Source organism: Rhizobium sp. GW821-FHT14E12 (assembly GCF_058803745.1).
On sequence record NZ_JBXAPH010000002.1, the window covers coordinates 991950 to 1006179 of the forward strand.

Annotated in this window: 13 protein-coding genes; 7 read left to right on the forward strand and 6 right to left on the reverse strand. The window is 61.2% G+C overall.

Features of this window, described 5'->3' with window-relative positions:
* Nucleotides 1-222: 222 nt before the first annotated feature.
* Nucleotides 223-1638, reverse strand: coding sequence for an ROK family protein (locus AC1RO0_RS12680; RefSeq protein ID WP_498593221.1), 1416 nt, complete (start codon nucleotides 1636-1638; stop codon nucleotides 223-225).
* Nucleotides 1631-2572 carry a tagatose-bisphosphate aldolase gene (locus AC1RO0_RS12685; RefSeq protein ID WP_498593222.1) on the reverse strand — a complete coding sequence of 314 codons (942 nt, stop codon included), beginning with the start codon at nucleotides 2570-2572 and terminating at the stop codon, nucleotides 1631-1633. Before AC1RO0_RS12685 ends, AC1RO0_RS12680 begins: the two co-directional genes overlap by 8 nt.
* Nucleotides 2573-2810: 238 nt before the next feature.
* Between AC1RO0_RS12685 and AC1RO0_RS12690 the strand changes: the two genes are divergently transcribed.
* Together AC1RO0_RS12690 and AC1RO0_RS12695 are read left to right on the forward strand one after the other, a co-directional pair.
* Nucleotides 2811-3719 carry a sugar-binding transcriptional regulator gene (locus tag AC1RO0_RS12690; RefSeq protein ID WP_498593223.1) on the forward strand — a complete coding sequence of 303 codons (909 nt, stop codon included), beginning with the start codon at nucleotides 2811-2813 and terminating at the stop codon, nucleotides 3717-3719.
* Between the two features lie 15 nt (nucleotides 3720-3734).
* On the forward strand, nucleotides 3735-4406 hold the full coding sequence (locus tag AC1RO0_RS12695; protein WP_498593224.1) for an HAD-IA family hydrolase: 672 nt from the start codon (nucleotides 3735-3737) through the stop codon (nucleotides 4404-4406).
* Nucleotides 4407-4438: 32 nt separating this feature from the next.
* Here AC1RO0_RS12695 and AC1RO0_RS12700 read toward each other — a convergent pair whose 3' ends face one another.
* Nucleotides 4439-5731, reverse strand: a complete 1293-nt coding sequence (locus AC1RO0_RS12700; RefSeq protein WP_498593225.1) for a D-tagatose-bisphosphate aldolase, class II, non-catalytic subunit — start codon at nucleotides 5729-5731, stop codon at nucleotides 4439-4441.
* Nucleotides 5728-6681 (reverse strand): sugar kinase, encoded by a 954-nt coding sequence (locus AC1RO0_RS12705; protein WP_498593226.1) that lies wholly within the window; start codon nucleotides 6679-6681, stop codon nucleotides 5728-5730. The genes AC1RO0_RS12700 and AC1RO0_RS12705 overlap by 4 nt, the downstream gene beginning before the upstream one ends.
* Before the next feature lie 247 nt (nucleotides 6682-6928).
* Between AC1RO0_RS12705 and AC1RO0_RS12710 the strand changes: the two genes are divergently transcribed.
* Nucleotides 6929-7963, forward strand: a complete 1035-nt coding sequence (locus AC1RO0_RS12710; protein ID WP_498593227.1) for a LacI family DNA-binding transcriptional regulator — start codon at nucleotides 6929-6931, stop codon at nucleotides 7961-7963.
* A gap of 18 nt (nucleotides 7964-7981) precedes the next feature.
* Here the strand turns inward: AC1RO0_RS12710 and AC1RO0_RS12715 are convergent, their stop codons facing one another.
* A complete protein-coding gene (locus AC1RO0_RS12715) occupies nucleotides 7982-8935 on the reverse strand; it encodes an alpha/beta hydrolase (protein WP_498593228.1) in 954 nt (317 codons plus the stop codon).
* Nucleotides 8936-8955: 20 nt separating this feature from the next.
* Nucleotides 8956-10104 carry a Gfo/Idh/MocA family protein gene (locus AC1RO0_RS12720; protein ID WP_498593229.1) on the reverse strand — a complete coding sequence of 383 codons (1149 nt, stop codon included), beginning with the start codon at nucleotides 10102-10104 and terminating at the stop codon, nucleotides 8956-8958.
* 178 nt (nucleotides 10105-10282) lie between these two features.
* Here AC1RO0_RS12720 and AC1RO0_RS12725 point away from each other — a divergent pair, with 178 nt between their 5' ends.
* From AC1RO0_RS12725 to AC1RO0_RS12740, 4 genes are read left to right on the forward strand one after another with little or no spacing between them, the layout of a single operon-like run.
* Nucleotides 10283-11629, forward strand: coding sequence for an ABC transporter substrate-binding protein (locus AC1RO0_RS12725; RefSeq protein ID WP_498593230.1), 1347 nt, complete (start codon nucleotides 10283-10285; stop codon nucleotides 11627-11629).
* A gap of 1 nt (nucleotide 11630) precedes the next feature.
* Nucleotides 11631-12563 (forward strand): carbohydrate ABC transporter permease, encoded by a 933-nt coding sequence (locus AC1RO0_RS12730; protein WP_498593231.1) that lies wholly within the window; start codon nucleotides 11631-11633, stop codon nucleotides 12561-12563.
* Nucleotides 12560-13396 carry a carbohydrate ABC transporter permease gene (locus AC1RO0_RS12735; protein ID WP_007702440.1) on the forward strand — a complete coding sequence of 279 codons (837 nt, stop codon included), beginning with the start codon at nucleotides 12560-12562 and terminating at the stop codon, nucleotides 13394-13396. Before AC1RO0_RS12730 ends, AC1RO0_RS12735 begins: the two co-directional genes overlap by 4 nt.
* Nucleotides 13397-13400: 4 nt before the next feature.
* Nucleotides 13401-14219 carry a sugar phosphate isomerase/epimerase family protein gene (locus AC1RO0_RS12740; protein ID WP_498593232.1) on the forward strand — a complete coding sequence of 273 codons (819 nt, stop codon included), beginning with the start codon at nucleotides 13401-13403 and terminating at the stop codon, nucleotides 14217-14219.
* Nucleotides 14220-14230 lie beyond the last annotated feature (11 nt).

Consider the following 14230-nt stretch of genomic DNA (forward strand, 5'->3'; position numbering starts at 1 on the left):
TTCCTCCCTTGAAAGCCGAACATCTCCCTTGTCCGGCGGAATGGATAATCAGTGGCTTATAGCGGGCCGTCAAGTAATATTTTTCTGCAACGAATTTCCGCCATCTATTTGAAATACCTTGCCAATCTGGAAGATCGGCAAAGCGATACACTTCGCCGCCAACAATGCGTTGGGCGACGGTTTGAAGTCATATCAAGCTTTCATCTGCCGCCGGGACGGCGGCTACTTTCCGGCCTGGCCAAACATCTCTGAAATCCAGGCGGTTATGCTATCCATGTCCGGTTCCTTCGTCTGGTCGACCGTCCTCAGCGCGCCGCACGCCATCGGCTCGGCGCGATCGGCAAGCACTGCGAGTTCGGCGACATACTCAGCGCCCGGATGGCCCGGCAGCCGGTCTTTCAAGCGGCTGGCATAGCGTTCCGCCGCAACCGCGCCGGGCACCTTGCACCAAAGCTCCGCGACGCGATCCACACCAGCATCCTTGATATAGGTTTCCAGCAGCGCCTTCGGCTGGAAACCGAACCATGCATCGACGATGAAGGTGGACCCAGCCGGCGCCTCGCGGATGAACGACCAGATCGCTTGGTAGCTCGCCTTTCCCAAAGTCCGATTGAAATCCCGGTCGACGGGGCCGATGTGCTCCAGGAAGGGATTCTTGATCCCGTCGAGGGAAAGAACCGGCCAACCGGTGCGTTGCGACAACGATTTTGCGAGCCGGCTCTTTCCCGAAGCCGGAACGCCGTTGACGAGCACGACATGTTTTTCTGCGGCGCCGCCTACATCGAAGGTCGACAAGGCCGCGCCGATCACGCCGGCATCGTCCCCAAGCTTCGCGGGCAGGATCGTCGGCCGGAACCATGGCGCCACCGCCGGAAGGTCGGCAAGGGCACGCGCCGCGTCACAGCCGAGCCCGCCACCCAGGAGTATAACGTCCGGATCCATCGTGGCCGCAATATTGTCGAGTGCGGTGCGCAGCGGGGATGCCCATGCGCGTAAGACCACCCTCGCCGTACCATTTCCCTCGGCAGCCATTTCGAAAATCTCGCCGATGGATGTGGCCGAAAGGCCGGCTTCGTTCATATGCCGACGCAGAGCCGTGCCTGAGCTGAAGGTTTCGACGCAACCGCGCCGTCCGCACGCGCAAAGCGGGCCATCCTGCAGCACGGAGATATGGCCCAGCTGCCCGGCCGTCATATGGCCGTGATAGATGCTGCCATTATGGGCGACGGCGCCGCCGATGCCCGTTCCGATCGTCAGCATCGCGACGCTCTGATATCCCTTGGCGCCACCAACGCGCATTTCGGCGATCAGTGCCATGTTGCAATCATTCTCGATGACGACCCGCTTGCCGAGGCGCGTCTCCAGTCGATCGGCAAAGTCGATGCCGGCCAGATTGAGGATACCGCCCGAAAGGATCGTGCGGCTGGCCGCATCGACACGACCGGGAATGCCGACACCGATGCCGGCAGCTCCCGTCACATCAAGCGCTTCGACCATCGCCACGACGCGCTCAACCACCTGCAAGGGATCGGTGGGTGTCCGATCCGATAGCTTCTTCAGAATCTCGCCTCGATCGGAGACGAGAGCGGCACGAATATTCGTGCCGCCGATGTCCACGCCAATGGCTGTCTCAGGCATGTTCTTTCTGTCCCCGGCCGACGGCTTCAGACTTGCTACCCTTGAAATGGGTGGCGATCACAGCCTGAATTTCGCGAAGACGCGGAACCGCGACGGTTTCCAGTCTATCCTTCGTGACAGCGCGGTCGAGCGAAATGCAATCCTTCCACAGCGAACGGCCCGCGATGACGCCGGAGGCGCCGTTGCGCATGGCGTCTTCCACCTGCTTCAAGAAGGTCGAATGATCGACGCCGGCGGACAGGACCGCCCAGGGAACATCTCCCGCAAGCCTGGTGACCTCCGCGCAAGCCTCAGGGCTTCCGGGGTACGGGATCTTCAGAACCTTCGCGCCGTAATCCAGGCAGATCCGGCTTCCGCCGACGATCAGGGAGGGGATCTTCGCCTTGTACTCGGCTTCATCCTCGTCATCGAACCTATAAGTCAAGAATTCTACAACGAGCAGCAGGTCTTCGCGGGCGAAATCCTCGATGCACTGGTGCAGGATCTTGATGTTGTGAACATTGGCCTCATCCCGGTCCGAGCGGAGATAGACCATGATCTTGCCGCCGGTCGCGCCGAGCTGGCGCACACGACGGGCCGTGATGCCGGGAACCAGCTTGGACAGGCGATATCCCTCCGGCGACGTATCCCAGCCGGATGCATCGAGACCGATGAGAAGCGCCGTATCGCGCTGAATGATGCGGTCGTCGACCAGAGCCGGAACGGCGCAGATCGGATCAACCAGAACGCAGGATGCTTTGCTTGCGAGGAATCGGGCGATATCGGCCTTGGTGTCGCCGAGGGTCTTGTCGGAGATCGCTGCCTGCGCCTCCGGTTCCTTGGCAAGCAGGCTGCGCATGCCGCCGCGCTGATCGCAGGCGATCACCATCATGGCGCCGTCGCTCCCGCAAATCTGCTGGTAGCCGCGCATTTCGGCGGTGGTTAATCTGGACATATATGCTCCTCCCTATAGCGTGCCCGAAACGGGTTGCTGAACGTGCATCCCGTTCCAAGGTTCGGAAGGGATGCCAATGAATGTTGAGAGTTCTCCTCCGCCGCATAACCGTTGCGAAATCGGCTATTTTGAGCGATAACTCCCTCAGCGCTCAGATATGTAACACATTGCAGAAAGGAATTTCAACCTGAATTCGTCTCAACCGCAGGAGCCTGCAACAAACCGTGCATTGCTGCATATGGTTGCAAAGTTGCACTACCAATCCGACATGTCGCAGGTCGACATTGCTAAAAAGCTAGGATTATCAACGGCTACGGTTTCACGCCTGCTCCAGAAGGCTCGGCTGGCCGGTATCGTGCGAATTGAGGTGATTGACCTTTCCCCGTCGGAAGACCTGAGTGCGGCACTGATTGACGGCCTGAAACTGCGCAACGCCGCCGTGATCGACACGCCGTCCTCCAACGTCCTCAGCGCACTTGCCCCTCCGGTCGGCTCCATGCTGCAGCAGACGGGGCTGCACTCCGGCTCGACGCTCGGCATCGGCTGGGGACGCGCCGTTCGGGAGGTTACCCTCGCCGGCCTGCCGCAACTGCCCGGCATCGTCACCATTGCCCTCAACGGCGGAATGCAGCAGGCGGCGGCGCACTTCCAGACCAACGAATTCGTGCGCCAGGCGGCGGAACAAATGGGCGGATTGCCGCATTTCCTGCACGCGCCATACATTTCGTCCTCCGAGCTGCGCGATGCTTTCCTCGCCGACCCCACGGTGCAGCAGGTCACCGCGCTCTGGAACAAGCTCGATGCGGCGATCGTCGGCGTCGGCCTGACGCACGCGGCCAATCCGTCCGAGGCGACGGCGGCGCTTCCGGGAGAAAAAGCCCTCAGCCAAGCAGCGGGCGACGTATTGCGGCACTACATCACCGAAGCCGGCGAAATCCTGCATTGGGACGGCGAAGAGCGCATGATCGCCGCCACTCCCGAGCAGCTGCGACGGGTTCCTCTCTGCATCGCGGTTGCCGCGACACCGGCCAAGGCGCCCGGCGTCATCGGCGCGGCGAGATCAGGCATGATCAATGCCCTCGTGACGGACGCCAATACGGCGCAGGCGATCCTCGATCGCCTATCCGCCGCTTCCCAGAAAAGCTAAGAAAGAACTCTCAAAATGGCCCTGTCCCTGCACCCCGATCGCTCCTTCGGCGCCTTCCTGTTCGATATGGATGGAACCGTGCTGAACTCGATCGCGGTCGCCGAGAGGGTCTGGACGGCCTGGGCCTTGCGCCACGGTGTCGATGCCGAGAGTCTGCTGGCGATTGTGCACGGACGCAAAGCGACGGAAACGATCACGCGGCTTGGCCTGTCTGGAATCGATCCGGCCGAAGAGGCCAGACTTCTGACACTCGCCGAAATCGCCGATGTCGCGGGCGTCGTACCGATCCCGGGCGCAGTCGATTTCCTGAACGCCCTACCCAGGGATCGCTGGGCAATCGTCACATCCGCACCACGGGATCTCGCGGCTGTCCGCCTCAAGGCCGCCGGCATTCCCTGGCCGCCGCTGTTGATCGCCGGCGAGGATGTACAGAACGGCAAGCCGGCACCGGACTGCTTTCTGCTGGCCGCCAAAACCCTGGGCCAGCCCATAGAGGAATGCCTGGTCTTCGAAGACGCTCCAGCCGGGATAGAAGCAGCGGAAGCAGCCGGTGCCGCAGTGGCTGTGATCAGCGCGACCCATAAGACCGTGCTGTCGACGCGGCATCCGAGCGTTGTGAGCTATGAGGAAATCGTGGCGACTCTCACGCCCGCCGGATCCCTTCGGATTTCCGCCAAGCAAGGCTGAAGGCCGGGCACCGACCTCGCAAGCCAAAACCGTTACGAAGCCGACGCGATGGCGTCCGCATAGATGTCGAGCACGCGCGTAACACTGGCAAGCAGCAGCGTACGCGCCTGGGGCGCCACCGATCCGTTGGCCACCAGCGGCTCCAGATGGCCGAGATGCTGGCTGATCAGCGGGCGCGGAATTGTAACATCCTCAAGAGCCAACATCAGTTCGTCCACGGCCTTCTGCGCAGCCGGTACGGTCCAATAATAACGAATGCGATCGCTGAACGAATAGTGTCGCTGCACATATTGCTCGCGGGCATCGCCGGGATAGTATTTCAGCCAATGCTCGGGCGATGACAGCATGATCCGCTCCATGGCGGCGGGAACGGCCTCACCGACCGCATCCGGCACCAGGATTTCGGCAATGGCGCTAAGGCCATACAGTGCCTCGCGCAAGGCAAAGGTCAGCCAGGGGCCGACTTTCAGGATTGCAAATCCATCGCTGACAAGATCGCGCAGCGCCTCACCGCTCTGGTAATCCGTCGAATGAGCCTCGAACACGAATTGCGGCATCTCATCCAATGTCGCGACGAGATCTCTTGCCGCATCCCGCACATAGGCAACAACATCGGCATTGCCGAATTCCACACCCGGCTGGACGACGATGCCGATCGCGCGCTCAAAAGCCTCGTTCAGTCCGAGCCTGAAGAAGGCCGTGCGGTGCAGCTCCACGGTCGCAAGCGCATCCTTGGGCGTTGTGACGTGCAGATGATCGAGGGCCTCGAACGCACCGCCTGGAACGGGAACCTCGGTGCCGATAATGTAGCTCGGTGCCTGCGTTTTCGACTGGCGTATTCTTGCTTCCGAGATGGCAGCCAGTTCGGCTGCCCGGGATGCGATCGTCTCGTCTGGAAGAGCGGCCGGATCGTCGGCGCAGGCCATGCTCGTATCCAGGTGCAGCTTAGTGAAACCGGCAGCGGCGAAGGCGTCGATCATTGCGCCTGCCTTGCGCATCGCTTCGCCGGACGGCAGATGCTTCCAGGGATTTGGCCCGAGATGATCCCCGCCGAGAATCAGACGATCCAGGGGGAAGCCGACTGCCGCCGCGATCTTTTCGACGAATGAGCGAAAATCGGCGGGCGTCATGCCGGTATAGCCGCCGTCCTGATTGACCTGATTGCAGGTCGCCTCGATCAGCACATCGGCATTCCGGCCCTTTGCGTGCAACAGAGCCGCCTCGATCACCAGGGGATGGGCCGAGCAGACGGAGGTGATGCCGGATGGTAGACCGCTGCCACGGCTTTTCGGCATATTTGCCAGTCGCTGCGTCGCGGAACTCATGACGGTGCCCTCGCGGTCGCGCCGGACAGAAAGGACTGTACCTCGGCAAAGGTGGCAATGCCCTCCATGGGGCCTTTGCGCGTCACGGCCAAGGCTCCACAGGCACAAGCCAGCCTCAAAGCTTCCTCTGGCGCCGCACCCCGGAGCCAAAGGGAGACGAAACCCGCGCCGAAGCAATCGCCAGCACCAGTCGGATCGACTTCGTCGACGACGAAGCCGGATGCCACAACTTTGCGATGCCGATCGTAATAGACCGCGCCCTCCGCGCCTTTCTTGACGATCACCGCCGAAATCCCGCGCTCGAGCATTTCCGCTGCCGCCTCTGCCTCGTCGGTCGCCTTGGTGAAGATGAACAGCTCTTCGCCGCTCGGCAGGAAAATATCCGTGAGCGCCAGAACCTGGTTCAGTGCCTCGCGCATGCCGGGCAGCTCGATCATCTCTTTGCGTATATTGGGATCGAAGGAAACTGTGCCGCCGCTGCGCTTGATCGTCTCGATGCCCGCCAGAACAACGGAGATCGCCCTCTCGGAAAACAGGGAGGAGCCCATGACATGGAAATGATTGGCGCCGGCCAGCAGGGCTGTCGCGCCATCGCCGGTTTCGATCAATCCCGCCGCGCTGTTCTTGATGTTGAAGACGAAATGACGGGAACCATCGGCTCGGTACGATACGAAAGCCGTGCCGGTCGCCTGCCCCTGATGAACCGTGATGGCGGAGATATCCGCCCCCCAGTCGCGCAATCTGTCGATGTTCATTCGCCCGAAATCGTCTTCGCCGACGGCACTGATCAGACCGGCCGGCTGGCCGAGCCTTGCGGCTTGCGCAATGAAGATCGCCGGCGCTCCGGACGGAAACGGTCCGTGCAGCAATCCGGGCTGGGCCAGACTTTGATCGAGCCGATCCGCCATGATTTCGACGACGATCTCTCCGGCACTGACGAGCTTTTTCATGAGATGGCGCACCCACTTCCCGGTGAAACTCTTGCCTCGGCTTACGACTGCCGCAGGCCGATACGCGACTTTTCTATGGCTTGAACTTTTATGCGTCAATTAAGAAATTGACGCATGTAATATTTTTGAGCAACTTGAGGCTAAAAAGAACTTGCTCGGAACTTACCTCCATGGTTGCGCTTCCCTTCTTGGGGACGCATAACAGGTCCCAGATGGGCGGATCGGCTCGAGAAATGGTCGACTTTCGATGGAAAAAATGACGCACAAGACAATGGAGGATTTCGCGAAATCCTGCGGCGTCTCCCGACCCACCCTCTCGAAGTATTTCGATGACCCGACGAGCGTCAAGCCTGTGACGCGCGCGCTGATCGAAGCAGCCCTCCGTTCGTCCGATTATCAACCCAATATTTATGCGCGCAATCTCAATCGGAAGAGAACCCGCAACATCGGCATCCTGGTGCCGGCCCTTACCGACCCTTTCTACGCCGAAATGGTCAACCGCCTGGAGTTGCGGCTGCGAAATGAGGGCTATTGGCCGATCGTGTTTTCCTCGCACGGACTGCCGGAGCTGGAAGCCGAAGCCGTCAGCACGATGCTCTCCTTGAAGGTAGCGGGCACGCTTGCCGCGCCGTTGGGACAAAAATCCGACCCGCGCGCGTTCGAGAAGCTCGCGCAGAATGTGCCCCTCGTTTATTTCGACACGTATATCGAGGGAAACACACCGTTTATCGGCAACAATAATTATCAGAGCGTCGCGACAATCGTCGAATATCTCTGCCGATCCGGAGAGGCGCCGACCTATCTCGACATTCCACATGTCAACCACAATTCGCCGGAGCGGCTGGCGAGCTATATCGCCACGATGGAAGCTTCGGGCTACGAGCCGGTGGTGATCAAGACCAACGCGGCCTATACCTGGGACTTCGAGCATATCGGATATCAGCAGATGGACGAGATGCTGAACGCAAAGGCGCTTCCCGGCAAGACCATCCTCTGCGCCAACGACCGCCTCGCCTTCGGCGTGATGGCGGCCGCCTTCGCGCATGGGCTGAAGGTCGGGCGCAAGAAGGGTGACGATCTCCGCGTGGCCGCCCATGACGACCATCCGCTCAGCCGCTACACCTGCCCGCCGCTGACGACAATGGCGCAGGATTTTGCCGCGATGACGGCAAATAGCGTCGACACGCTTTTGACGCTGCTCGGCGACACGGACGCGCCGGTTCAGACCATCGCCGACAAAGTTCGCCTGGATGGTACGCTGGTCATGCGGCAATCGGCATAGGACTAGGTTGCTGTCCGTTTACTCGGAAGCGCCTTCAAAGCTGCGCCATGCCTCCACGGCCTCCTCCACAGCCTGGCGTGCGCCCGATATGTATCGTCCCATCGACACGAAGCCGTGGATCTGGCCGGGCCAGTGGCGGAGCACCACGCGCACGCCCTCCTGCTTCAGCCGTTCGGCATAGGCCAGGCCCTCGTCCACCAGAATATCGTGCCCAGCGGTAATCATGAAGGCCGGCGCAACCCCGGCAACGCTGTCAGCCCGCAACGGCGAAACCCGCCAGTCGGCGATATCGGCCTCGGTGCGGATATAGTGGTCGCGAAACCACTTCATCGCCGATGCGGTCAACCCGTAGCCTTCGCCATAGCGACGATAGCTGTCTGCCGTCTGCGCGGCGTCCGTGTTTGGATAGATAAGCAGTTGCCCTGTAAGCTTTGGGGCGTCACCGGAGCGCGCCATCAGCGCCAGAACGGCGGCGAGATTGCCGCCGGCGCTGTCGCCGGCGACCGCCATCCGCTCCGGATCGATGCCGAGATCGGCGGCGGATTTCGCCATGAAGGCCAGTGTAGCGGTGCAATCCGTCAGCCCGGCCGAGAACTTGTGTTCCGGCGCCAGTCGGTAGTCCGGGCAGACCACGGTGCATTGCGCGAGATTAGCGAACCAGCGGCAGATCTCGTCGTGAGAATCGAGATTGCCAATCACCCAGCCGCCGCCGTGAAGATAAAGGAGGCTGGGACCATTCTTCAATCGTGCGCCGATGCCGCGATAGATACGCAGGGTGATCGGGCCGTTCGGACCGTCGATCTGACGATCCTCCACCGAGGCGACTGTCTCGCGCGCGCCCTGAACCGTCGGGCAGCCCGCATTGTAGTCAATGCGAGCCTCCAGAGGCGTGCCGGTTTCAAACGGCCGGGGGTTCGACCGATTGCTCATGTCGAGAAGGCGTCGGGCACTCTCATCGAGCTGTTCTGTCATGTCGTCTCTCCCTTCCGCAATCAGGCGAGGAGGCTGCGGGCTTCATCTTCGCCCAGAAGCGGCGGACGCACCAGATCACCGCCGACGCTGACTGACTGGCCGCTTTCGCCGGAGGCGAGAATAGCCTCCATGATCTCGAGCACATGCAGGGCAAGCTCGCCGGACGCGCGCGGCATTCTCTTCTCCTCCAGCGACCGTGCGAGGTCGGCGACGCCGAGCATGCGATAATTCGCGCGATCCGGTGCAGCGAACGGCCAATTCCTCTTGCCGTAAAGCTCGCCGTCGCTGTCGAAATCACGCCAGTCGGCGCCGCGCTCCGACAGCGAGACCGTGCCGCCGAACGTATCGGGATCCGGCAGGCGAAGGGAGCCTTCGGTGCCGTGCAGCTCGATCGGATGGTTGGAATGACGGAAGACGTCCCAGGATGCGCCGAAATTGACAGTCGCGCCGGACTGGAACTCCAGGAGCGACAGCACGTTGGTCGGCGTGCCGACCTTGAAGGTCGTGTTCTTGAACGGACCGTCCGCGGTGATCAGGCGCTCCTCCTGCCCCTTCGTCGCCATCGCCATGACGCGCACCACCGGTCCCAGCAGGTTCACCATCATGGTCAAATAATAAGGCCCCATATCGAAAACCGGACCACCGCCAGGCTGGTAGTAGAATTGCGGATTAGGATGCCAGTGCTCCATGCCGCGTCCCATCATGAAGGCGGTGCCGCTGACCGGACGGCCGATTGCGCCTTCCTCCATCAAACGGCGGGCACGCCTGCCGGCCGCACCGAGGAAAGTGTCGGGCGCCGAGCCCAAAAGCAGGCCGCGTGTCTTCGCCTCGGCGACAAGCGTCCGTCCTTCGGCGGCCGAGGTCGCCAGCGGCTTTTCCGTGAAGACATGCTTGCCCGCGGACAGCGCCGACATGGTGACGTCGAAGTGCACGGCGGGAATGGTGAGGTTGAGAACGAGATCGACTTCTGGATCTGCGAGCAATTGGTCGACGCTCAGCGGCCGAATACCATATTCGCGGGCGCGAAGAGCCGCGGCATCGGCGGAAATATCGGCGCAAGCACGCAACTCGACGCCAGCAAACAGCGCCGCGTTGCGCAGATAAGTCATTGAAATGTTGCCGCAGCCGACGATGCCAATGCCCAGCTTTGCCTTTGTGTTCCCAGTCATATTCCTCAATCCTCCCTGGATCCGATAACCCGCACGTCACCGACAGCCATATCAGCCCGGCGCGCTTTAAAGTGAGTTAAAGCATCTTATTTCTTGACGCGCGACAATTTTTTATGAAACATACGACAATACTGGCGCGGAGATTTTGGAGGTCGCCAGTTTTCCTGGGAGGGAAATCATGTCTGATTTCAAGAAGACGCCGGCCGGCTCAAACGTGGCCGTATTGTCCACACTGCTCGACCGCCGCCAGATGCTGATGGGTGCTGCAAGCGCCGCAGTCGGAGCGGCGACCCTTGGTGTCGCGTCGGGACTTGGCATGCGCCCCGCGCGCGCCGCCGATCGCACCGAGATCAGCTTTGCCAGCGCCAGTTTCTTCGGCAAGGAAGGCCTCGGCGATCTCGTCAAGGCCTATAACGAATCGCAGGACCGGATCACGGTCAAGTTCATCGAACTGCCGCCGCCGAGCTCGTCGACCGAGGTCTATCAGGGCCTTGTCCAGCAATTGGCGCGCCGCAACGGAACCCCCGACGTTTTCACCCAGGACGTGGTCTGGATCGCCGGCTTCGCGGCGGCCGGATGGGCGTTGCCACTCGACGAATATTTCCCGAAGGAAAAGCGCGCCGATTATTTCCCCGGAACGGTCGCCGCCTGCACCTACAATGAAAAGCTGACCGCGCTTCCGTGGTTCGTCGATTCCGGCATGTTCTACTACCGCAAGGATCTGGTGGAACAGCATGGCGGCAAGGTTCCCGAAACCTGGGACGACATGGCGACCATGGCGGCGGCGGCCCAGAAGGCCGGCGACGCCAAGTTCGGCTATCTCTGGCAGGGCAAGCAGGCCGAAGTCCTGATCTGTGATGCCGTGGAAATCATCACTTCGAACGGCGGCTCTATCCTTGCGCCAGACGGCAAATCCTCCGTCATCGGCGACAAGGCGGCGGTCGAGGCAATCCAGTTCCTCTACGATACGATCAACAAGACCAAGATCAGCCCGCAGAACGTTCTCTCGTGGGATGAAGAGCCTTCCCGCCAGCCCTTCACCTCGGGCGAAGCGATGTTCATGCGCAACTGGTCCTATGTCTATCCGATCGCGCAGGATCCGAAAGCCTCACATGTGGTGGACAAGGTCGCCGTTGCGCCGTTGCCGCATTTTGCCGGCGGAAAGAGTGCCGCCTGTCTCGGCGGCTACCAGCTCGGCGTCAACGCCAACTCCAAGAAACGGGAAGCGGCGATCGAGTTCCTGACCTGGATGTCCTCTCCGGAAACGCAGACCCGCCTCGCCCTGAACTTCGGCCTTGCACCGTCGCGCCCGGCGATCTTCCAGGATGCGAAACTGAAAGCCGAACAGCCGTTCATGGCGAGCCTGCAAAGTGTCTTCACCGGTGCCACGCCCCGGCCGATCACGCCGCAATATGCGAAGGTGACGCTGGCGCTGCAGTCGAGCATTTCCAAGGCATTGGTCAGCGGCAATGTTCAGGCCGAGCTGAAGGCCGCCGCCGAACAGATCAACAAGATCGTTGCCTGATATGGCTGCCGCAGTCACGGTCCCCATGTCCGACCGCACCCCGAAAACGACGAGGGCGCTCCCAAGCGCCCTCTGGCCCTGGCTCCTGCTGTTGCCGGCCTTCCTGTCGCTTGCATCGGTGTCCTTCTATCCGATCGTCAATGGCGTCTATCTTTCCTTCACCAATCGTTCCCTGATCACGCAGGACAATGATTTCGTCGGCATCGCCAATTATGTGCAGCTGCTCGCCGATCCGCCGTTCTGGAATGCGTGGTGGCATACGATCTGGTTCACCATCGCCTCGACTACGCTCGAGACGCTGATCGGTCTCGCCATGGCGCTGATCCTTTGTGAGGCCTTCGCCGGCCGTGGCATAATCCGCGCGGCAATGCTCGTTCCCTGGGCGATGCCGACGGTGGTCACCTCGAAAATGTTCGGATGGCTGTTCGATGGACAGCACGGCATCATCAATTTCATTCTCCTCCATCTCGGGCTGATCGACCAGAACGTGAACTGGTACGGGTCGCCCGATACGGCGCTGATAACGATCATTCTCGCCGATGTCTGGAAGACGACGCCCTTCATGGCGCTGTTATTGCTGACAGGGCTTCAGACCGTACCGAAATCACTGATCGAAGCGGCACGCATGGACGGCGCCAGGGCCTGGACGATCTTCTGGAACATCCGCCTACCGCTGCTGCTGCCGACATTGCTGATTGCCGGGCTCTTCCGGGCGCTCGACGCCTTCCGCGTTTTCGATCTGGTCTATGTGTTGACCGGCGGCGGCCCGGCCGATTCCACGGAAACGCTGTCGACGCTGTCCTACAAGGTTCTCTTCTCGACGCTGCAGTTTGGCTACGGTTCGGCCGTTTCGACCGCAATGTTCATCACCGAAGGGCTGATCGCCGTGGTGTTCTGCCTCTTCCTCGTCCGACAGATCAGGAAGACAACATGAACGACACCCGTTCCCCTTTTCAAAGCGTGATGATCTATCTCGGCGCGCTCCTCATCCTCGTCTGGTCGGCAGGCCCGTTTCTCTGGCAATTCTCGACGTCGTTCCAGCTCGACAGGGCGCTGACTGAGGGAACACCGTCGCTGATCCCGAGCCCGTTCACGCTGGAGCATTACTACAATGCCTTCGTCGAAAAGGGCCTGCATCATTATCTATGGAATTCGCTGGTTGTCTCGCTGGCGACCACCGCCCTCTGCCTGATCGTCGGTTCGCTCGCCGCCTTTGCGCTGTCGCGTCTCGATGTGAAGGGACGCTTCGGGATCCTGACGGTGATCCTCTCGGTCTCGATGTTCCCGCAGATCGCGCTCGTCGGCCCGCTCTACCTTCTTGCCTCCGACCTTGGCCTTCTGGACACCTATACCGCGCTGATCATCACCTATCTGGCGCTTGGGCTGCCGCTGGTGACCTGGGTTCTGTTCGGTTATTTCGAGACGCTGCCGCGCGAGATCGATGAGGCCGCGCGCATGGACGGCGTCGGCGTCATCGGCCTGCTTTGGCATATCATCCTGCCGATGTCGCTGCCGAGCCTGGTCACGACGGGCCTGCTTGCCTTCATCACCGCCTGGAACGAGTTTCTGTTCGCGCTCGCCTTCACATCGGATAGCGGCACCCAGACCATCCCGGTCGGCATCGCCAATTTCACCAACCAATACTACGTGCCTTGGGGAGACATCGCCGCAGCCTCGGCTGTCGTCACGGTGCCGCTGATCGTGTTGGTCCTCTTCTTCCAACGACACATTATCGAAGGCCTGACACAGGGCGGAATCAAGGAATAGTGACATGACTAGCGATCTGAAGGTCGGTTGCCAGACGTTTACATGGGAAATGCTCGGCAAGGCCTGGACCGGAACGCCGGACGACCTGCTGTCGGCAATTTCCGCCGGCGGTTATTCGGGCATCGAAATCACCGACACGATGATCGGCCACTATGCCGCCAAGCCCGGCGAATTCGCAAAGGCGCTGAAGGATAGCGGCTTACAGCTGGTCTCCTTCGCCTTCGGCTCCGAAAGCGGCTTTACGGTTGCCGAGGCGATCAACAACGATCTGGCCACGACGCAGCGCTGGATCGACTATGCCGCGCAGTTTCCGGGCGCGCTGGTCTCGATCGGTTCGGCAACCGTCGTCTCCGAAGGACCGCGTGACGACAAGTTTGCCATTGCCGCCGAGTTCTACAATCGCGCCGGCGCGCTCGGCAAGGCATCCGGCATCGATATCGCCGTCCACCCGAGCTCGCATCACAATACCCTGCTCTTCGACCGCGCCGACTACGACCGGATCTTCGCGCTTCTCGATCCCGCTCTGGTCGGCTGGGTTCCCGATACCGGCCATATCCTGCGCGGGCACGAGGACATCCTCGACACCATGCGCACCTATCAGGACCGCATTCGCTACCTCCACCTCAAGGACGTCGATGCGAACGACCGCTGGGCGATGCTTGGCAAAGGCATCCTCGACACGCCGGCGGTGATCGATCTCGTGGCGAAGGCGCCGCGTTTCAATGGCTGGCTGGTGCTGGAAGAGGAATCCGAGGCGGCCGGCGCCGATCCTGTTGCCGCAGTGAAGACCAACCGCGACACCATGCGCAGCTACGGGGCTTGAGGAAGAAGACC

Coding starts and splice junctions, on each gene's coding strand:
- AC1RO0_RS12690 (WP_498593223.1), top strand. CDS start 2,811: ATGGTTGCAAAGTTGCACTACCAATCCGACATGTCGCAGGTCGACATT.
- AC1RO0_RS12695 (WP_498593224.1), top strand. CDS start 3,735: ATGGCCCTGTCCCTGCACCCCGATCGCTCCTTCGGCGCCTTCCTGTTC.
- AC1RO0_RS12705 (WP_498593226.1), bottom strand. CDS start 6,681: ATGAAAAAGCTCGTCAGTGCCGGAGAGATCGTCGTCGAAATCATGGCG.
- AC1RO0_RS12725 (WP_498593230.1), top strand. CDS start 10,283: ATGTCTGATTTCAAGAAGACGCCGGCCGGCTCAAACGTGGCCGTATTG.
- AC1RO0_RS12685 (WP_498593222.1), bottom strand. CDS start 2,572: ATGTCCAGATTAACCACCGCCGAAATGCGCGGCTACCAGCAGATTTGC.
- AC1RO0_RS12735 (WP_007702440.1), top strand. CDS start 12,560: ATGAACGACACCCGTTCCCCTTTTCAAAGCGTGATGATCTATCTCGGC.
- AC1RO0_RS12720 (WP_498593229.1), bottom strand. CDS start 10,104: ATGACTGGGAACACAAAGGCAAAGCTGGGCATTGGCATCGTCGGCTGC.
- AC1RO0_RS12715 (WP_498593228.1), bottom strand. CDS start 8,935: ATGACAGAACAGCTCGATGAGAGTGCCCGACGCCTTCTCGACATGAGC.
- AC1RO0_RS12710 (WP_498593227.1), top strand. CDS start 6,929: ATGGAAAAAATGACGCACAAGACAATGGAGGATTTCGCGAAATCCTGC.
- AC1RO0_RS12700 (WP_498593225.1), bottom strand. CDS start 5,731: ATGAGTTCCGCGACGCAGCGACTGGCAAATATGCCGAAAAGCCGTGGC.
- AC1RO0_RS12730 (WP_498593231.1), top strand. CDS start 11,631: ATGGCTGCCGCAGTCACGGTCCCCATGTCCGACCGCACCCCGAAAACG.
- AC1RO0_RS12740 (WP_498593232.1), top strand. CDS start 13,401: ATGACTAGCGATCTGAAGGTCGGTTGCCAGACGTTTACATGGGAAATG.
- AC1RO0_RS12680 (WP_498593221.1), bottom strand. CDS start 1,638: ATGCCTGAGACAGCCATTGGCGTGGACATCGGCGGCACGAATATTCGT.